The sequence below is a fragment of the Sphingobacterium gobiense genome (genome assembly GCF_002980575.1).
Lineage (GTDB): Bacteria > Bacteroidota > Bacteroidia > Sphingobacteriales > Sphingobacteriaceae > Sphingobacterium > Sphingobacterium gobiense.
In genome coordinates, this window is sequence record NZ_PVBS01000002.1 from 370,181 (window position 1) to 389,645 (window position 19,465).

The 19,465-nt window shown below is 42.4% G+C and carries 16 protein-coding genes; 11 read left to right on the plus strand and 5 right to left on the minus strand.

Features of this window, described 5'->3' with window-relative positions:
- The 4 genes from moaCB to nirB are packed head-to-tail and all read right to left on the minus strand — an operon-like array spanning window position 1 to window position 4,271.
- Window positions 1–948, minus strand: coding sequence for a bifunctional molybdenum cofactor biosynthesis protein MoaC/MoaB (moaCB, locus tag C5749_RS10765; protein ID WP_105725916.1), 948 nt, complete (start codon window positions 946–948; stop codon window positions 1–3).
- 4 nt (window positions 949–952) lie between these two features.
- Window positions 953–1,342 (minus strand): hypothetical protein, encoded by a 390-nt coding sequence (locus C5749_RS10770; protein ID WP_245893720.1) that lies wholly within the window; start codon window positions 1,340–1,342, stop codon window positions 953–955.
- 27 nt (window positions 1,343–1,369) lie between these two features.
- Window positions 1,370–1,717 carry a nitrite reductase small subunit NirD gene (gene nirD / locus C5749_RS10775; protein ID WP_245893721.1) on the minus strand — a complete coding sequence of 116 codons (348 nt, stop codon included), beginning with the start codon at window positions 1,715–1,717 and terminating at the stop codon, window positions 1,370–1,372.
- Window positions 1,718–1,751: 34 nt separating this feature from the next.
- Window positions 1,752–4,271, minus strand: coding sequence for a nitrite reductase large subunit NirB (gene nirB / locus C5749_RS10780; RefSeq protein ID WP_105725918.1), 2,520 nt, complete (start codon window positions 4,269–4,271; stop codon window positions 1,752–1,754).
- Between the two features lie 149 nt (window positions 4,272–4,420).
- Between nirB and cobA the strand changes: the two genes are divergently transcribed.
- From cobA to galK, 11 genes are all read left to right on the plus strand, one after another.
- On the plus strand, window positions 4,421–5,182 hold the full coding sequence (cobA, locus tag C5749_RS10785; RefSeq protein ID WP_105725920.1) for a uroporphyrinogen-III C-methyltransferase: 762 nt from the start codon (window positions 4,421–4,423) through the stop codon (window positions 5,180–5,182).
- Between the two features lie 97 nt (window positions 5,183–5,279).
- A complete protein-coding gene (locus tag C5749_RS10790) occupies window positions 5,280–5,711 on the plus strand; it encodes a DUF2147 domain-containing protein (protein WP_105726994.1) in 432 nt (143 codons plus the stop codon).
- Between the two features lie 105 nt (window positions 5,712–5,816).
- Window positions 5,817–7,064, plus strand: a complete 1,248-nt coding sequence (locus C5749_RS10795) for an ABC transporter permease (RefSeq protein WP_105725922.1) — start codon at window positions 5,817–5,819, stop codon at window positions 7,062–7,064.
- A gap of 74 nt (window positions 7,065–7,138) precedes the next feature.
- Window positions 7,139–8,335, plus strand: a complete 1,197-nt coding sequence (gene kbl, locus C5749_RS10800) for a glycine C-acetyltransferase (RefSeq protein ID WP_105725924.1) — start codon at window positions 7,139–7,141, stop codon at window positions 8,333–8,335.
- A 130-nt stretch (window positions 8,336–8,465) separates the two neighbouring features.
- Entirely contained in the window at window positions 8,466–10,271 is a 1,806-nt protein-coding gene (gene typA, locus C5749_RS10805) for a translational GTPase TypA (RefSeq protein WP_105725926.1), read from the plus strand.
- A gap of 98 nt (window positions 10,272–10,369) precedes the next feature.
- Window positions 10,370–10,708: a Rieske (2Fe-2S) protein gene (locus tag C5749_RS10810; RefSeq protein ID WP_105725928.1), complete on the plus strand. Its 339-nt coding sequence runs from the start codon at window positions 10,370–10,372 to the stop codon at window positions 10,706–10,708.
- A gap of 519 nt (window positions 10,709–11,227) precedes the next feature.
- Window positions 11,228–12,076 (plus strand): 4-hydroxy-3-methylbut-2-enyl diphosphate reductase, encoded by an 849-nt coding sequence (locus C5749_RS10815; protein WP_105725930.1) that lies wholly within the window; start codon window positions 11,228–11,230, stop codon window positions 12,074–12,076.
- Between the two features lie 73 nt (window positions 12,077–12,149).
- The gene (gene hemH, locus C5749_RS10820) at window positions 12,150–13,172 is read left to right on the plus strand and encodes a ferrochelatase (RefSeq protein ID WP_105725932.1); all 1,023 of its coding nucleotides are present in this window, start codon (window positions 12,150–12,152) and stop codon (window positions 13,170–13,172) included.
- A gap of 13 nt (window positions 13,173–13,185) precedes the next feature.
- The gene (locus C5749_RS10825) at window positions 13,186–14,460 is read left to right on the plus strand and encodes a metallophosphoesterase (RefSeq protein ID WP_105725934.1); all 1,275 of its coding nucleotides are present in this window, start codon (window positions 13,186–13,188) and stop codon (window positions 14,458–14,460) included.
- Window positions 14,461–14,622: 162 nt separating this feature from the next.
- Window positions 14,623–15,660: a UDP-glucose--hexose-1-phosphate uridylyltransferase gene (locus tag C5749_RS10830; protein ID WP_105725936.1), complete on the plus strand. Its 1,038-nt coding sequence runs from the start codon at window positions 14,623–14,625 to the stop codon at window positions 15,658–15,660.
- A gap of 9 nt (window positions 15,661–15,669) precedes the next feature.
- A complete protein-coding gene (galK, locus tag C5749_RS10835; protein WP_105725938.1) occupies window positions 15,670–16,824 on the plus strand; it encodes a galactokinase in 1,155 nt (384 codons plus the stop codon).
- 75 nt (window positions 16,825–16,899) lie between these two features.
- On the opposite strand, the gene C5749_RS10840 is transcribed toward galK, so the two are convergent.
- On the minus strand, window positions 16,900–19,416 hold the full coding sequence (locus C5749_RS10840; RefSeq protein WP_181151359.1) for a Kelch repeat-containing protein: 2,517 nt from the start codon (window positions 19,414–19,416) through the stop codon (window positions 16,900–16,902).
- Window positions 19,417–19,465 lie beyond the last annotated feature (49 nt).

The following is a 19,465-nucleotide window of genomic DNA, read 5'->3' on the forward strand; positions in this document are numbered from 1 at the left end:
TCAATGTCCTCCTCCCATCATCATTTTCCGAGCGTGAAATAAGGCTGGCAAAATAGCCTCTAAACACTCTTTTACACCGTTGGTACTTCCGGGTAACGTGACGACAAGTGAATTGCCGATTGTGCCCACAACAGAACGACTCATCATAGCCAATGGCGTCCGCTGCTGCCCGTGTCCGCGCATAGCTTCGGCAATGCCATCTGCCCTTTTGTCTATTAATTCGGAAACAGCTTCCACGGTTACATCTCGTGGCCCCAATCCGGTTCCACCGGTCGTAAAAATAAACGGTATGTCTCGGTCAACCCAAGTTTTGATTGCTTGTTGGATGAGTAGTTTATCGTCCGCAACTATTTGATAATCCGTTACTTGTGCCCCGGTAGTCAGCAACATTTCTTCGATTTTTCGGCCACTGTTATCCTGTCGCTGTCCGCTGGCGGTAGCATCTGAACAGACCAAAACAGCGCAGCTGGCAAGGGGTGCTAAAAAGCGATTATGATCCGATTTACCACCTGTTTTATTCGCTAAACGGATGTGACCGATTTCCAATTGATCGTCGACAGGTTTCAACATATCATAAAGTTCTAGCGCTGCTATAGATACGGCGGTGAGCGCCTCCATCTCTATGCCGGTACGACCTATCGACTTGGCAGCTACCGTAATCAATATCCCGGCATTCAGCTGCGGTTCGGTAAAAAAATCTGGATGGGAGCTCGGATAGATGTAGTCGAAATCGACCTGCATCGCGTCAATATTGACCGGATGGCAGTGGGGAAGTAACTGCGGGGTGGCCTTTGCCCCTAAGAATGCTGCTGCGCGAGCAACATCAAACAGGTTTCCTTTTGGCAATTGATCGTGTTTAATCTTTATAGCCGTGGATTCCGTGATATATATAACGGCGTTAGCTGATGCGGTGCGTAAGGTGCTAATTTTATGGCTTATATCTCTCATTCTATTATATCTTATATCCCAAACCGGCGCCTAAAGTCCACCTTCCATTGTTGGTATTCGTCTTTGGTGTATAGAATGTCGGGATTTGCAGTGTCAGATGCTTAAAAATGGTTAAGGTAGCGCCAAAGCCTAAAGCAGGAGTAAACATAGCATTCTTTACATCGGAAGTGTCTTCTTTAATTTTGATAGATGGTAATAACCCTAACATGAGATTCCATTTCGGGGCGATATATTTCACGCCAGGTCCGGTACAGTTAATATATGCGCCATTATCCGTATAACCCGCTACGATAATACCGTCAAAAACTCGCGTGCTAATTTTTTTTTGCTGAGCCTGTACGGCTACCGTTGACAATAGGAGCACTATCATGCAAAAAGTGTGGCTTGTCTTCATATGGCAAAGGGTTGACGTTATCCTATATTAGTTTTGTAATGCAATATATACAAATCCGTCTTCCACTTTTACCGGATAGGTCTTGATAGCGCATTCATCCCCAGAGAGACATTCGCCTGTGTCCAGTGCGAATGTTTTCTTATGAAAAGGGCAGGCGATTTTGGGTTTATCTCCTATTGATCCAATCATACCGCGACTAAGGATCATTTGTTTTTTATGGGGGCATTCATTCTGTGTGGCGTACCATTCATTACGGCGCTTGAAATAGAACAGCGCAACCTGCTGATCCTCTAGTTTTAAACAGATGCCTCCATTCTCAATGGTGTCTTCTACGCGACAAGCTAATTTCCATGAAGTGGTTGTTAACATTTCCATAATGATATTGTGTTAAAGTTTCGTATTTGTTTGATTAATATATTATTGGGGCATTCCAGTCGGCCGCTTTCTTTTGTCCGCGCATTTCTTCGAATTTTACCGTTTCATCTTTTTCGGAAGGTGCATTCACAAAATGAACAAAGCGTTTGCGTATATCAGGGTTATTAACCGCAACTTTCCATTCACATTGATAGGCGTCTACTAATGCCTGCATCTCTTTTTCCCAGGTTTCCGCCATTCCAAGACTGTCTTCCACGACAACATTTCGAAGATAATCTACGCCTCCCTCCATTTTATTTAACCAGGTGGCCGTACGTGTCAATGGATCGGCAGTGTGTATATAAAACATGAGGAACCGATCTAGATAGCGTATACAAGTTTCGCTATCGATATCACTCACCAGGAGATGTGCATGTTGCGGTTTGCTGCCACCGTTGCCGCATACATACAAATTCCAGCCTTTTTCCGTCGCTATAATTCCAAAGTCCTTGCTTTGGGCTTCGGCACATTCCCGGATACAACCGCTGACGGCGGATTTCAATTTGTGGGGAGATCGGATCCCACGATATCGTTCTTCGATCTGAATAGCAAAGGATACACTATCGTGAAGACCAAAACGACACCACGTACTTCCTACACAGCTTTTTACCGTGCGTAAAGCTTTTCCGTAGGCATGTCCACTTTCGAAACCAGCGGCAATTAACTCTTCCCATATAAAAGGAAGGTCATTGAGGTGAGCCCCAAACATATCGATGCGTTGTCCGCCGGTTATTTTGGTGTAAAGCCCATATTTCTTAGCAATTTCTCCGATAGTGATCAGTTTTTCTGGCGTGATTTCGCCACCCGGTATGCGGGGTACAACAGAATAGGTTCCTCCCCGTTGTATATTGGCTAAAAAGCGGTCATTGCTGTCTTGAGCCACATCATTTCCCTTTCCTAGTATCATCTCGTTCCAAAGACTTGCCAGCAGAGAAGAGACCAGTGGTTTGCAGACTTCACAACCATGTCCTGTTCCAAGATTGTCCAGCACGCTGTCGTAGGTTCTTAGATCATGAATCTTGATGAGATCAAATAGTTCTTGTCGACTGAAGTTGAAATGTTCACATATAGTGTTGCGGATATATTTGCCCTGTTTCTTCATCGTATATGCTACCAGGTCTTTGATCATAGGGACACAACCACCACAACCAGAACCAGCTTTCGTACATTTCTTGATATCATCGGCATGCTCACACCCTTGCTGCGTAACCGCATCACATATTTGAGCCTTTGTAATGCCTTCGCAGCTACAGATCAGCGCTGTGTCGGGCAAAGTTTCCAGTCCTGTGCCGGCGGGTTTACTTTCACTTTGTTCTCCTAAAAGGAGTGTTTCGGGGTGTTCGGGTAGCGGCATATTGTTATTTACAGTTTGTAATAACATATTGTAACTCGCTGCTTCACCTACCAAAATACCACCTAATAGCCTTTTGCCATCCGGACTGATATTGAGCCGTTTGTAAATACCTTTGTTTTTGTCTTCCAGAAGAATGGTCCGGGCGTGAGGCTCTGTGATAAATGGATCTCCAAAACTAGCCACATCGACACCCATTAATTTTAGCTTTGTGCTCATGTCGAAGCCAGCGAAAAGCTTCTGTTCGCCAGAAATGGTTGTTGCAGCGACCTCCGCCATTTCGTATCCAGGGGCAACCAAGCCATATATCATCTCGTTATAAAGGGCGCATTCACCGATAGCGAAGGTGTGAGGGTCGGACGTACGCATGTTCTCATCGACTACGATTCCTCCGCGAGGTCCAATAGCTAGTCCCGCAGCTTTTGCTAACTCATCACGAGGTTTTATGCCTGCCGATATGATCAAGATATCGCTGTCCAATTGAGAGCCATCAGCGAATGCAAGCCCTGTTATTTTATTTTCACCTAATATTTGGGTTGTGGATTTTTGCAGGAAGCAGGTCAATCCAAGTGCCTGTAACTTGTTTTGTAATATGCTACTGGCCATATCGTCAATTTGTCTGGGCATTAGCCGTGGAGCAAATTCCACGACTGCTGATTCTTTGATGCCAAGATCTACGAGTGCTTTTGCAGCTTCCAAGCCTAATAATCCACCGCCAATGACCGTGCCTTTATTTGCGGTCGAGGCATATGCTTTAATTTGGTCAAGGTCTTCGATCGTGCGATATAAAAATACCCCTTCTTTGTCGACGCCGGGAATTGGGGGGACAAAAGCAGCCGATCCAGTAGCGAGGATGAGGTAATCGTAATCTATCTGGATGTCTTTTTTTGAATGGATACATTTTTTTTCAACATCAATGTGTACAATAGGGTCATTAAGGTATAAATCGATATTATTTTCTTCGTACCACTCATTTTTTGACAAAAATAAATCATCTAATGTCTTATTTCCGAAATAATCAGTGAGATGTACGCGGTCATAAGCCCGAATTGGTTCCTCACCGAATACTATTAACTTAAAATTTCTGCTTTTTGTTGTTAATTTTTCGCAAAACTTATGGCTAACCATTCCATTTCCGATTACTACGACTTTTTTTGTGTTCATTTTTCAGATTTTTATAGATAAAAAATGATTTTTCGTTATTTATTTCGCTAATTTATGTTTTTGATATCAATAAATGAAATATTTTAATGATATATATCATATTATTTTCTATTTTTGATTGATTTGTGGTAAATTTTAATGATTTATATATGATAAATAGGTTAAAATATCTAAAAATAGTTGGTTCTGGTCCGGGTGATCCAGAATTATTGACGATAAAAGCGTATAAAAGCATAAAAAATGCTGAGGTAATACTCTATGATAACCTTATTAATGAAGAAATACTCCATATTGCTTCAGAAAAATGTTTAAAAATATACGTAGGAAAACATCCGTACGGAAAATACATGCCACAGGGCGATATAAATACATTAATCGCTTATTATTGTGAGCGTTTTTCCAGTGTAGTAAGGCTGAAAGGTGGTGATCCCTATGTTTTTGGTAGAGGTTTTGAAGAATGGTTAGTAGCGAAGACGTTGGGAGTAGATGTTGAGTATATTCCAGGAATCAGTAGTATGCAGGGAGCTGGGCTAAACGATATTCCGTTGACTCACCGCGGTATTAGCGAAGGTGTGTGGGCGTTAACTGGAATGAAAACAGATGGTGACATGGCAGCTGATCTTTCACTAGCAGTCCATTGTAATTCTACTGTTGTCATCTATATGGGGATGCGTAAATTAGCCGAAATTGCGCGGATATATCTGATGAATGGTAAAGGAGATAAGCCGGCAGCTATTATACAGCAAGTTTCCAGAGCAGATGAAAAGAAAGTGATATGTAAAGTTAAGGACCTTGTTAAAGTTAGTCAAGCAGCACGAATGTCACATCCAGCAATTATCGTGATAGGAGAAGTTGTCACTTTGCAACACGACCTGTTGTCCTTACTGCAGCCTGAACGAAATATTGTTTAATCCGCTAACCGTTAATATGCTGTAAACACACTGCGTTACGTTTTTTTGCATGGTTTTTGATCGTTTAAGCGTGGTTGATAATTATAAACAAAAAGATATGAGGAAAATATTGTTCATATGGCTTAGCATGTTGATTGGATTTAGTGCTACAGCACAAAATAGCCAAAATATTGTTGGAAAGTGGAAAACCATAGACGATGAAACGGGAGAGGCGAAATCTATTGTGGAAGTTTTCCAAAAGGCAGATGGGAAATATTATGGAAAAATTAGCAAACTTCTCATCAAGCCAGAGAACGACAAATGTGTGCAGTGTAAAGATGATCGTAAAAACCAACCTCTATTAGGACTGGAGATTATTCGGGGAATAACAAAAAAAGGAGATGAATTTTCCGGTGGAACGATCACAGATCCCAAAAATGGTAAAACTTATAAATGTAGCATCACCAGAGAGGGTAATAAGCTTCTAGTGCGTGGTTATGTAGGATTTTCTTTAATTGGTCGAACACAGACCTGGCAACTGACAAACTGATAGCCTTTACGGGTTGAGGAGAGCTGCGCTAATCCGCTTTACATGCGGTGCAAATATATTGCATATAAAAATGGATTTATGTAAGTTTGGACGAAATAACGCGCCATGTCTGTTAATATGTCTTACCGTGAGAATGTTAAACTTGCCTTGCAATCTATTGTAAGTAATAAGTTGCGCACCTTTCTCACGGCGCTTATCATTGCCATAGGTATTATGGCGCTGATCGGTGTATTGACTTCGATAGACGCTATGCAAAGCTCGTTGACCAACTCCTTTTCCTCCATGGGCGCTAATTCCTTTAATATTCGTAATCGCGGGGTGAATGTTCGTATTGGAGATTCCGGAAGCCAAGCAAAAGTTTTTCCATCCATCACGTATCGGGATGCCCTAGCGTTCAAAGAACGCTTCGATTATAAAGCTATTGTTTCGCTCAGCGCAAACGTTACGTGGGGGGCAACTGCTAAGTATATGGCAGAAAAAACCAATCCCAATATCGGGGTGATCGGGGTGGACGACAACTATCTACAGACATCGGGATACAAACTTTCGGACGGTCGTGATTTTACACCGCAGGATGTGGAAAATGCCAATAGTGTTGTAATTATCGGTGAGGAGGTTAAGAGCAAATTATTTAAGAATAAAAAGAGCCCAATAGGAGCATATATCACTATAGGAGGAGAGCGGTTTACCGTGGTGGGCGTACTGGAAAGCAAAGGTTCCAGCGCAGGCTTCGGATCAGATAAAACCTGTTTTATTCCCCTCTCGCGAAGCCGATCGATGATGGCGCAAGGAGATCCTTCTTTCGTCATTACAGTAATGACTACAGATCCATATAAAATGGAGGGAGCAGAAGGGGAAGCCATTGCAACTTTTCGTAAAATCCGAGGATTGACAGCTAAACAAACTAATGACTTTGAAATCGTTAAATCAGATGCCGTCGCACAGATACTGATGCAAAATCTTGCCTACGTGACCTTAGGAGCTGTTGTTATCGCCTTCATTACACTGGTTGGTGCTTCTATTGGCCTGATGAATATTATGCTTGTTTCAGTGACAGAGCGTACACGTGAAATAGGTGTGCGGAAGGCGATAGGAGCGACCCCCACCGTTATTAGAAAACAGTTCTTAATGGAGGCTATCGTTATTTGTGTATTGGGTGGCATTGTAGGTGTCGCAGTTGGTATTGTTATCGGTAACTTATTGGCACTAGCTTTGGGAGCAGATTTTATTATACCTTGGAAATGGATGGCTCTAGGTATGTCTGTTTGCGTTGGCGTAGGTATGTTGTCAGGTTATTATCCGGCGTCAAAGGCTTCCAAATTGGATCCCGTAGAAGCGCTACGTTACGAATAAATTGAGCAAACGATTCCATACTCCGTATTCGGAAATATACCCTTATCTTCGTGAAAGTTAAAGAGAGAATAAAGATGTATAAAACTTTAAAACCGGCATTGGAAAAAGAGCTTGCAGCGATTAAAGAGGCAGGCCTATATAAAGAAGAGCGTATTATAGTGACACCGCAGGGAGCGGATATCGAAGTCAGTACAGGACAGAAAGTCATTAATTTCTGTGCAAACAATTATTTGGGATTGTCTTCCCACCCAAAAGTAATAGAGGCGGCACAGAAAGCGATTGACCAATATGGTTATGGCATGTCATCCGTCCGCTTCATCTGTGGGACGCAAGATGTTCATAAAGAACTGGAACGTAAAATCTCCGAATTTTTGGGTACAGAAGATACCATTCTATATGCAGCGGCTTTCGATGCAAATGGTGGGGTTTTCGAGCCCTTACTTGGTGCTGAAGATGCCATTATATCCGACGAGCTTAACCATGCCTCTATTATAGATGGCGTACGTTTGTGTAAGGCGCAGCGCTTCCGATATAAAAACTGTGACATGGAAGACCTGGAAACCCAACTGAAAGCTGCTTCGGGAGCTCGTCATAAAATTATTGTAACCGATGGGGCTTTCTCCATGGATGGTTCGGTCGCACCATTGGATAAAATCTGTGATCTGGCAGACCAATATGAGGCTTTGGTGATGATTGATGAGTCGCACTGTTCGGGCTTCGTAGGGAAAACCGGCCGAGGAACGCACGAACTCTTCGATGTGATAGATCGTGTAGATATTATCACGGGAACCCTTGGAAAGGCATTGGGTGGTGCTTCGGGAGGGTTCACTTCGGGGCGTAAGGAAATTGTTGATATGTTGCGCCAGCGATCGCGTCCGTATTTGTTTTCGAACACGCTTGCGCCAGCTATTGCAGGAGCTTCTGTTGCGGTTTTAGATATGCTAAGCGAAACAACTGAACTTCGCGACAAACTCGAAAGCAACACGAAATATTTCCGCGAAAAAATGGTGGAAGCAGGTTTCGATATCAAGTCTGGCCTACATCCGATTGTTCCAGTGATGCTATATGACGCTAAGTTGGCACAGGAATTTGCAGCTAAAATGTTAGAGGAAGGCATTTACGTGATTGGTTTTTATTATCCGGTTGTTCCCCAGGGTAAAGCGAGAATCCGTGTGCAACTTTCGGCAGCCCATGATAGAGCGCATCTGGATAAAGCTATTGCTGCTTTTACGAAAGTAGGGAAAGAATTGGGAGTAATCGTGAAAAAATAGACGACTATTAAGGAGTAAAAAAGAGAGGCTAAATAGCTGTTAATAAAATAATAATCTAAAAAATAAAAATTTGAGGTGCAAAATGGTTATCTTTGCACCTCAAATTTTTTATATAATACATTATCGCTCAATGCAAAACATCAGAAATATTGCGATCATCGCGCACGTTGACCACGGCAAAACAACCCTCGTTGATAAAATCCTACATTATACGAATCAATTCAGGGATAACGAAAATATGGGAGAATTGATTTTGGACAACAATGACTTGGAACGTGAGCGGGGTATCACGATTGTGTCCAAAAACGTATCCGTAAAATATAAAGATACCAAAATCAACATCATCGATACGCCAGGTCACGCCGATTTCGGTGGAGAAGTGGAGCGTGTATTAAAAATGGCAGATGGGGTGGTATTGTTGGTGGACGCGTTTGAGGGTCCAATGCCACAAACTCGTTTCGTTACGGGAAAAGCACTGGCCTTAGGAATAAAACCCATCGTAGTGGTGAACAAGGTTGATAAAGAAAATTGTCGTCCGGATGAAGTCTACGAGCAGGTATTCGATTTATTCTTCAATTTAGGTGCGACTGAAGAACAGCTAGATTTCCCGGTATTATATGGTTCTTCTAAGCAAGGTTGGATGTCTACTGACTGGCAACAACCCACAACAGATTTCACAGAATTGCTCGACGCTATCGTTACGCATATACCGGCCCCGAAAGTGTCTGAAGGTACGTTGCAGATGCAGATTACGTCGTTAGACTACTCTACATTTGTTGGGCGTATTGCTATCGGGCGTGTAGCACGTGGTGTCATCAAAGAAAATCAACCCGTTTCCTTAGTGAAACGTGACGGAAAAGTTGTGAAATCCCGCGTAAAAGAATTGCAAATATTTGAAGGTTTAGGACGAGCAAAGGTAGCGGAAGTAAAAGCTGGCGATATCTGTGCAGTAGTAGGTATAGAGGGCTTTGAAATCGGAGATACCATAGCTGATTTTGAAAACCCGGAGCAATTGGAGGTTATTCACATCGACGAGCCAACAATGAACATGTTGTTCACGATCAATAACTCTCCGTTCTTTGGTAAAGAAGGTAAGTTTGTGACTTCTCGTCATATTCACGACCGTTTGCAGAAGGAATTGGAGAAAAACCTCGCGCTGCGTGTAGTTCCTACGGAATCCCCGGATGCTTGGTTAGTTTACGGTCGTGGAATCCTACATTTGTCGGTATTGATCGAAACAATGCGTCGTGAAGGATACGAATTGCAAGTAGGTCAACCGCAAGTAATTGTAAAAGAAATTGACGGGGTGAAATGTGAGCCGATCGAAGAGATGGTTGTTGATGTGCCGGCGGATGTGTCAGGAAAAGTGATCGAGCTGGTTACCCAGCGGAAGGGAGAACTACTCGTAATGGAAACAAAGGGAGAAATGCAGCATTTGGAATTTTCCATTCCATCGAGAGGTATCATCGGACTACGGAATAACGTCCTGACAGCTACAGCTGGTGAAGCGGTAATGGCGCATCGTTTGAAAGGATATGAACCTTGGAAAGGAACTATTCCGGGGCGTTTAGCGGGTGTATTAATTTCTTTGGATACCGGTACAACAACTGCGTATTCTATTGATAAGCTGCAAGACCGTGGACGTTTCTTTGTTGATCCGGGTGCAGATATTTACGAAGGACAGATCTTGGGTGAACATATCCGTGATAATGACTTGACAATCAATGTTACAAAAGGAAAGCAGTTAACTAACATGCGTGCGTCAGGCTCGGATGATAATACACGAATTGCGCCAGCCATCAAGTTTTCGCTAGAAGAATGTATGGAATATATTCAAGCAGATGAGTATATCGAGGTGACACCACAATCCATTCGTTTGCGTAAGATTTACCTTACAGAAAACGAAAGAAAGATAAACGCTAAGAAATTTCAATAGATTTTGATCGAAAGATTTGCTTATATTTTAAGAGACGCCGAGGCGTCTCTTTTTTGTTTTAATGCACGAACGGTTATTGCATTTTGTTATCTTTAGACATGGATAAGGATAATATAGAATGGTTTACGATAAGAAAACCTCGACAAGACGGGAAAATTGAGAAAGCGGAGGTCGGCGGTAAAAAGCTTTGCATCATTTTATTGAACGGAAAGCTTTACGCTACGTCGAGCCGTTGCCCCCATGCAGGAGCCGACCTTAGTCTGGGGTGGTGTGAAGGTGAAAAATTAGTTTGTTCTTATCACCGACATCGATTTGATTTGCAAACCGGAAGGGGTGACGAGGGACAAGGAAATTATATCGACATATTTCCTGTAAAGGAAGAAAATAATCAATGGTACGTGGGTATTAAGAAGTCTTGGTGGAAGAGGTTGTTTTAATTCAAGGTTAAAATTATATATTTTTATGTCGCTCTAGCCGCGACGTGGCTCATACTTTTTTTACCTCAAAAAAAGTATGCAAAAAAAATCGTCGCTTCAAATGTTTTACAATAGGGATAGTGCTAAGGACGAGACTGTGCAGTCGTAAAACATTTGGATGCGACAATTAAAGTTAAGGAGGGATGGTGCAATAGCGGATTAAAAGCGGTCAACCAAGGATAGCCATTAAGTGGAATAAAACGACCTTATATTGTTCTGCGGTCATTTTATGAAGGCTATTCCGTTAAAATAAGCATACTGTTTGAGCGGTAGCGAGTTGTATGCTGTTTAGGAATAGACGAGTAAAAATAGCAGAACAATATTCAGTCTTGACTTTTTGTCCCCTTTTTTGTCAAGAAAAAAGGGGAAGAAAGATGATTAAAGAAAACGTTCCTTTTAACCTATCAGTTTTATACCTTAGGATAGGCTCTCGTTCAAGAAGTAAATTATTTAAAAAAATAATCTGTATTTTTGTAAAGTATGGCTAAAGATCTTCAAGTAACGATTGATAAAGACTCCGGCTTCTGTTTTGGTGTTGTTTATGCCATTGATATGGCGGAGGAAATCCTTGAAGAGGATGGATACTTGTATTGCTTGGGTGATATTGTTCATAACGACGAAGAAGTAGCCCGATTAAAAGCAAAAGGTCTACGTATTATCGGTCACGGAGACTTAGCTAACTTAAAGAATGAAAAAGTCTTGATTCGCGCGCATGGAGAAGCCCCCGAAACATATCGTACAGCGTTAGAAAATAATATTACCCTTATTGATGCCTCCTGTCCGGTGGTTCTCAAACTTCAGAATAGGATCAAGACCTCGCATGACGGTCGAGAAAAAATCTTGATATTTGGCAAACACGGCCATGCAGAAGTGATTGGTCTACAAGGGCAAACAAACAATGAAGCGATAGTTTTTCAAGATTTAGAGGAATTAGATAATGTCGAACTTCCTTCATCCTTTACTTTATATAGCCAGACTACAAAAAGCGTCGACAAGTTTTACGCTATTAAAGCAGAGCTACAAAACCGCGGTTATGAAGTAAAAGCCAATGATACGATATGTCGACAGGTCTCTAACCGTTACGAAGATTTAGGGGGCTTTGCTCGCCAATATGACAAGATTATATTTGTATCCGGAAAGAAATCGTCCAATGGAAAGGTGCTTTACGATGTTTGTAAACAAGCGAACCCTCAGAGTTATTTTATTTCCGATCTCGCAGAATTGGATGAAACCCTTTTTGAACCCAACGATACGGTGGGTATCTGCGGTGCGACATCTACCCCAATGTGGCTTATGAAGGACGTGAAACAAGCACTAGAGCGCCTTTAGCCTAGGTCATGTTATTCTCATATTATCGGTGTTTTCCCCTCTTCCGTGTAATTTATAGCTATTTTTGTGACAAATGAATAAGAGTGCTACAAAAGGAGTTCTTTTGGTGCAATTGGGCACGCCGAACAATCCTACAACAGCTGATGTACGTCGGTATTTGACAGAGTTTTTAATGGACCCTCGAGTAATGGATATTCCCTATCTGGGACGTACACTATTGGTAAAAGGGGCAATCGTTCCTAAGCGTGCATCGTTGTCAGCAGCAACCTATCGTACAATATGGGATGGTGAAACAGGTTCTCCACTGCTATATTATAGCCAGTTACAACGTGATTTGTTACAACAAGAATTGGGAGAGGATTATCATGTGGAGTTAGCTATGCGTTACCAGAACCCATCTATCGCCTCAGCGCTCAAGAATATGGAGGAAATGCAGTTGGAATCCATTCGGGTGATTCCCCTTTTTCCCCAATATGCTTCCGCAACAACGGGTTCGGTTATTGATAAAGTAATGGAAATAATGCGGAGCTGGCAATACTTTCCGCAGGTAACCTTCGTTAGTAACTATTGTGATGATGAGGAAATGTGCGAAACATATGCCGATCATGGACGTCAGTATCCTATTGAGGAGTATGATCATGTATTGTTCAGCTATCATGGATTACCCGTAAGGCAACTGGGCAAGGTTGACCCAACGGGCGAACTAAAATGTCCAGATGTAGGCTGTGAATCCTGTAGAGAGCAGAAAAAAGCGCATTGTTATCTGTCACAGTGCTATGCAACATCACGCGCAATAGCAGCAAAACTGGGGATTTCAAAAGAGCAATACGCTGTTTGTTTCCAGTCAAGGCTAGGAAAGACACCGTGGATTCAACCATATACTTCTGATACACTGCACCAAATGGCAGAACGAGGATTTAAGAAGCTATTGGTATTTAGTCCAGCTTTCGTAGCTGATTGCATAGAAACATTAGATGAGATCCGGGTAGAATATGCAAACGAGTTTAAATCGTTGGGGGGAGAAGAAATTACCATGGTCGAAAGTCTGAATGACGATCCCAAATGGATTAACGTGCTAAAACGACTAGCACAATGACAAAAGAATTGATATGTTAATATTTAACGCAATATTATTACTTGTTTTCGACGTTTACATTTTCTTCGCTTTACGGGCGACGAAAATTAAAGCCGCGAAAACGAAGTGGTTTTCATTTGTATGGTGGGGTTATTCTATTGGCCTTTTATTAGGACTCTATATCTCGGCGCAGTTTAACCTTCCGCTAGCTTATAGGTCGGTTATCTTGGTTGCGTTTTTCATGACGGCGGTCAGTAAGTTTATTTTCATTATCGTTTTGCTTCTGGATGATATTCGTCGAGGAGGGATTTGGATTGCCAAATTCTTTACGCCACGAAAGAGCAAAAATTTAACCGAACATGTAGAGGAACTTTCGGCACCTCTGCCCGAAAAGCCGGTTAATGGTATTTCACGCTCAGAATTTTTAACCAAATCCGGAATACTGGTGGCGTCGTTGCCTATATTCCCTTTGTCGTGGGGAATGATTTCCGGTGGTTATGACTATAAAGTCATCCGGCAGAAACTGTATCTGCCCAATCTTCCGGCTTCCTTCCATGGTATGCGCATCGCTCAGATATCGGATGTACATTCGGGCTCTTTTTATAATAAGAGAGCTGTATTAGGCGGGATAGAGATGCTGATGGGCGAAAGGCCAGATGTCGTATTTTTTACCGGAGATCTAGTTAACAATGTTGCTTCTGAAATGCGGGATTATCAAGATATTTTTACCAAACTAAAAGCAGATTTAGGCGTATATTCGGTATTAGGTAATCACGATTATGGAGATTACTATTTTGGTAGAGAGGATTCTGCGGCAAAGGTTAAAAACTTGAAAGACCTGAAAGAAACACATAAGGTGATGGGTTGGGATTTGTTGTTGGATGAGAATCGCAGTATAGCGGTGAATAATGACAAGATATCGATTATAGGAGTGGAAAACTGGGGTACAGGTCGTTTTCCGAAGAAAGGCGATTTAAAAAAGGCATTGATGGGAACGGAAGAATCTCCCGTGAAACTGCTTCTGTCGCATGATCCTTCGCATTGGAGAGCACAGGTACTAGATACGGATGTCGATGTCATGTTTGCAGGACATACCCACGGCATGCAGTTTGGTGTTCGTGGGGAGCACTTCCAATGGAGTCCTGCTAAATACGTATATAAAGAATGGGCAGGGCTTTATGAGGAGCAACACCAAAAACTCTATGTTAATGTAGGTTATGGCTTTTTAGGTTACCCTGGGCGCGTAGGAATTCTGCCGGAGATTACTGTTTTCGAATTAATAAAAGGAGAAAGACCGATTCTGTCTTAGTAACTGTCTTACGGAAATGCCTCATCGATCTTGATCTTGATAAAACACGCCAGTCTTTATGGCTTCCAGTGTCGGTAAAGTGTATTATGGACACTTTTTATTGTCATCCTGTTTTGTTTTTGCAAAAAAAAGTTGATATTTATAAAAATATAACCTTAAACCATGTTAGATTTTGCAGAACAACCACACAAACGTAAGAATCTGTTAACCGGAGACCATATCCTTGTTTCTCCTCATCGTAGTAAACGCCCTTGGCAAGGACAGGTCGAAGATTTAGCACCCGACAACCGCCCACAGTACGACCCAAAGTGCTATTTGTGCCCAGGTAACGTGCGCGCAGATGGTACGCAAAATCCAGATTATAAAGACAGTTTTGTATTCGTCAATGACTTTTCCGCTTTACTGGAAGAAACATCTGTTGAGCAGTTTAATGAGGAGAACCTACTCATAGCCGAATCCGAGAGAGGAATATGCAAGGTGATTTCCTTCTCACCACGCCATGACCTGACACTTCCTCAAATGGACTTACCAGCGATTAAGGCAGTAGTGGACCTTTGGCAAAAGGAATTTCAAGAACTGGCTGCAAAAGAATGGATAAAATATATTCAGATATTTGAGAATAAGGGCAGCATTATGGGGTGTAGCAATCCGCATCCACATGGTCAGATTTGGGCGGAAAGCTCATTACCTGTGGAGATAGAGAAAGAGACTACGCAACAGAGGGCTTATTTCAAGCAGCACGGGCGGACACTCCTCCAAGATTATGTCGCGATCGAATTAAAAAAAGACGAACGTATCATCATCGATAATGAGCATTTTGTGGCGCTCGTTCCTTTTTGGGCGGCTTGGCCTTACGAAACGATGATTATCAGTAAGCGGCCTGTTCCTTCTGTTTTAGCATTTACCGAAGTGGAGAAAGAAGACTTTGCGCGTACATTACGCGAATTAACCATTCGTTACGATAATATTTTTAAGACTTCATTTCCGTATTCAGCAGGCATGCATCAATCGCCTGTAAATTCTGGAGAACATCCCGAATGGCACTGGCATATGCATTTTTATCCGCCGTTATTGCGTTCGGCAACCGTAAAGAAATTTATGGTGGGCTATGAGATGTTAGCGACACCACAACGTGACATCACCCCAGAACAAGCAGCGAATACCTTAAAACAACAGTCGACGATTCATTACAAAGGATAGAATAAACACATGATTTCGAAACAGCAGATAGAAGAAAGATATACGGCCGTTTTTGGATATGCGCCGACACATGTAGTCCGCTCGCCGGGAAGAATTAATATCATCGGCGAACATACAGATTATAATGAAGGCTTTGTGCTACCCACAGCCATCGATAAGGCCATTTACGTAGGCGTAGGAAAGCGGGATGACGATTTAATCCGTTTATACGCTGAGGACTTTGTCGCCTATTTTGAAATTCCGTTAACTGAAATACAGCCCGTAGAACAAGGTTGGCCAAACTACGTACTCGGCGTAGTGGATCAGCTTCAATTGAGAGGAGCAAACCTGAGTGGTTTCGATATGTACATTGACGGCGACGTGCCTTTAGGAGCAGGTTTATCATCTTCTGCTGCACTGGAATGTGCGGTAGGGTTTGCATTAAACGTACTCTTTGATTTGCAAATAGAGCGTGTGGAGATAGCGAAAATCGGGCAGTTGGCAGAACACACCTACGCCGGCGTGAAATGTGGTATCATGGATCAGTTTGCATCAGTGATGAGCAAGGCCGACCATGTAGTAAAGCTGGATTGTAGGGACCTTTCGTTTTCTTACAAACCATTGGATTTAGGTGATTATGCGATCTTATTGTTGAACACCAATGTAAAACATTCGCTTGCATCGTCTGCTTATAACGAGCGTCGAGCTGCCTGCGAAGAAGGTGTCCGTTTGGTACAGCAACAATTTGGGGAGGTAAACAGCCTACGTGATGTGACCCTGAGTATGTTGGATACCCATGTAAGACCAGTGGATATGGATGTGTATAGAAAATGTCGGTTTGTCGTAGAAGAAAACGAACGATTGAACAGTGCGTGTGAAGCATTGGAACAAGGCGATTTGGAAACGGTAGGACAGCAGATGTTTCGTGCACACGAGGGACTGAGTGACGAATATGAAGTAAGCTGTCCCGAATTAGATTTCTTGGTGGAGTACGTGAGACCTTTTCCCGAAGTGCTAGGTGCCCGTATGATGGGGGGTGGTTTTGGGGGATGTACTATCAATTTAGTAAAGAAATCTTTCCAAGATTTACTTGTTGAACGGTTGTCGCCGGTCTACAAAGATCGATTTGACCTGGAACTAACAGCTATAAAGGTTATTCCTTCTAATGGGACGGAATTACTGTAGATAACATAACAAAAGGCAGTCCACGGATCATCTTTATTCATCGTGAATGATAGCGTAAAATAAAGGTGACCCTTGTCATTGAATTATTCGCCGCCATATATCATCAAACGTATAAGCGTAATCTTCACCCATCAACCGCCGATAGTTCTCCGTAAAACGCTTATAAAAAAGTGCTGCACGGGGTTCAAGTTTTCCTTTATACAACGCGTAAAGACCTTGTTCCAAGGCTAATTCATTGACCGTGTCGATTGTAAGTAAAGCTTCTGCTGCACGAAATAACGAAGACCAGTCTTTATCCTCCCGACTTGTGGCTATACTTTTTTGAAATTTTTCGATCAACATACTTTCGATAGCATACTTGGATTTATCGAAAATGGGGTCATCCATTCCTAAAAGGAACTCGCCACGCCCTAGAATACTTAAAACTTTTGGAGAAAGAACATCGGTTTCTTGCGTAAGAAGTTCCTTTAGATCCCAATAGTCACAATAACAAGATTCGAATACTACGCGATAATGTCCCTCCTCATAGACGATCTCTATACCCTCCAATTCGCTCAATACCTTCCGAAGATTGTTTATCGCTACACCTCTAGAGGTCTTTGCTTTATCTTTCGGTTTGTCCGGCCACAGTAAGTGAGTAAGCAGATTGGAACTGATGCCTGTATTATGGCTGTGGAACAAAATCAAGCAGAAAACCTGTTGCAAGCGTGCGCTGAACAAATGAGAAACATCCATTCCTCGTCTGTCGACGACCGTGAAATCACCAAAAAGATAAATACGATTTGTCTGTGGTTCTTCGGGCAACTTCGGCACGTCAGGCAGTGGCACAACAGGTTCAGCGTGCTTGGAGCGACGATAAATTCTGTATAAGAAGATACCTATGCAAATGATGGTAAGAGCCAAAACATAGAACCCTATATTTTGCTGTTTTTTAGAACCGGGGAAAGCATATAGTTGGGATTCGCTGATAGCCGGGAAGTTCAAGCTATATACGGTAAGCGAGGAACGGATATCATTGTCCGATTCCTGTACGAGCGCGATCAGCTTATTCAGGTGACGATCAAAATACAAGTTCGCATGGGTGCTGATTTTATCGGAATAAATCGGAATGGAGTCTCCTAATTCCTCATATTCGCCATCGTGAATAGCAAACCGACGAAGTTTGATAAACGAGTGTGTTAAATGCTCGGGATATCCGAGCATATAAATCCAATTCGAGTCGGGGATGACCAGACCGCGGGCCGGTACGAATAGGTTTCCTTTCCGGTCTACATCCCATATTTTCGTTGTTTTTCGGGTTGTAGGATCTAATGTATAGAGGTCGTAGAAGTATTTTCGTCCGACTATGTGCTGTCCAGACTCGTTACCCATACCTCCAAAAATATAAATTTTCTGATCCACCTCCGATCTACCTGCAGAGGTAAAGTACCGAGGTAAAATAGAGTCACCGCGCGTGCGCTCTGGTTGAGACCACGTTTTCTGGGTTAAATCATAAAATAGCAAATCGTTACTATAGACCATCTTCCCATATCCACCAAATAACAGTATTTTTCGGCTATCGGGTAGAAAGTATGACGCATGGTGATTTAGCTCGCGCTGTAAGTAGTCACTACTTTCTATTCTCCAGCTAAAATCAGTCAAATCCAAACTGACGACCGTAGGACCGGCGTAGGTTTCCTCATAATAGGTTTCATAGATGTACAGCCTGTTTTCTTCATGATTTATAAAGCTGTTTCCAAGTTTAAGTCTCATGGGGCAGGGAGAGCTAAAACGGAAACTTCTTCTAATGCCTGTCGGTATTTCGTAAATCTGTAATGAATCGCTATTGAAGTAATAGATAGATTTTCTTTTTGGGTCATAGGCTGATCCCGATGGACTTGATGAGCGCATTGCGGTGTGCTTATGCCAATGAAAAGCATCGTTCAACAACCAGGTGCCATTTGTAACGTGCCCCATCACCTCACCTGAAGCATTGTGCAGTTTATTTCCAGCGCTTTCAAGCAGTGGGAAGACAATCTTTTTTTCTTTGTTCCCAATACGGAAATTTCGAAGGGAGAACGAAGGGACGTCAATCATGTAATCGCTACGCCCAAATGTCACGTTGGGGGAATAAGGTGACGCGATGGACACCGTTGCAACCTGTGGTGCCTCATTGGCGATCTGAAGCGTGATTTCTCCCTTCTGCAGATCATAATTCATCCGCACAGGAAACCAATGTCGTTCAACAAGATACTCAAGCGCAATCCGCATCGTGATCAAACTGGCTTTCCCTTCTTCGTTCAGACGAAATACGCCCTGTCCTTCTTCTTCATCATAGTGTAAATTGAAAATTGCTCCCTGATTTTTTTCTTTGACCCGCACGATGTAACCCATAGTACCATTACTTGGTAGCTGAAGATCAAAATCGATGGTAAACCAATGATGAAATGTAGGTTTCGAGTCAGAAAAAAAAGCTGCAGAAGTGCGTTTTTCAATCGGTTGATCGCTTCCGGTAAACTTGATGCCCTGTCCAAAGCCACTGCTTGGAAAAGCGAATGAAATCGTTAAAATGAATAGACAAAGAGAAAAAAATCGTACTCGGTAAATGCACATGTTTTGGTTTATCGTTGTCATAAATGTGATGTACAACTTATAACTTTTG

Coding starts and splice junctions, on each gene's coding strand:
- typA (WP_105725926.1), top strand. CDS start 8,466: ATGCAAAACATCAGAAATATTGCGATCATCGCGCACGTTGACCACGGC.
- hemH (WP_105725932.1), top strand. CDS start 12,150: ATGAATAAGAGTGCTACAAAAGGAGTTCTTTTGGTGCAATTGGGCACG.
- C5749_RS10840 (WP_181151359.1), bottom strand. CDS start 19,416: ATGTGCATTTACCGAGTACGATTTTTTTCTCTTTGTCTATTCATTTTA.
- moaCB (WP_105725916.1), bottom strand. CDS start 948: ATGAGAGATATAAGCCATAAAATTAGCACCTTACGCACCGCATCAGCT.
- C5749_RS10795 (WP_105725922.1), top strand. CDS start 5,817: ATGTCTGTTAATATGTCTTACCGTGAGAATGTTAAACTTGCCTTGCAA.
- C5749_RS10825 (WP_105725934.1), top strand. CDS start 13,186: ATGTTAATATTTAACGCAATATTATTACTTGTTTTCGACGTTTACATT.
- C5749_RS10770 (WP_245893720.1), bottom strand. CDS start 1,342: ATGAAGACAAGCCACACTTTTTGCATGATAGTGCTCCTATTGTCAACG.
- C5749_RS10790 (WP_105726994.1), top strand. CDS start 5,280: ATGAGGAAAATATTGTTCATATGGCTTAGCATGTTGATTGGATTTAGT.
- C5749_RS10810 (WP_105725928.1), top strand. CDS start 10,370: ATGGATAAGGATAATATAGAATGGTTTACGATAAGAAAACCTCGACAA.
- cobA (WP_105725920.1), top strand. CDS start 4,421: ATGATAAATAGGTTAAAATATCTAAAAATAGTTGGTTCTGGTCCGGGT.
- C5749_RS10815 (WP_105725930.1), top strand. CDS start 11,228: ATGGCTAAAGATCTTCAAGTAACGATTGATAAAGACTCCGGCTTCTGT.
- galK (WP_105725938.1), top strand. CDS start 15,670: ATGATTTCGAAACAGCAGATAGAAGAAAGATATACGGCCGTTTTTGGA.
- kbl (WP_105725924.1), top strand. CDS start 7,139: ATGTATAAAACTTTAAAACCGGCATTGGAAAAAGAGCTTGCAGCGATT.
- C5749_RS10830 (WP_105725936.1), top strand. CDS start 14,623: ATGTTAGATTTTGCAGAACAACCACACAAACGTAAGAATCTGTTAACC.
- nirB (WP_105725918.1), bottom strand. CDS start 4,271: ATGAACACAAAAAAAGTCGTAGTAATCGGAAATGGAATGGTTAGCCAT.
- nirD (WP_245893721.1), bottom strand. CDS start 1,717: ATGGAAATGTTAACAACCACTTCATGGAAATTAGCTTGTCGCGTAGAA.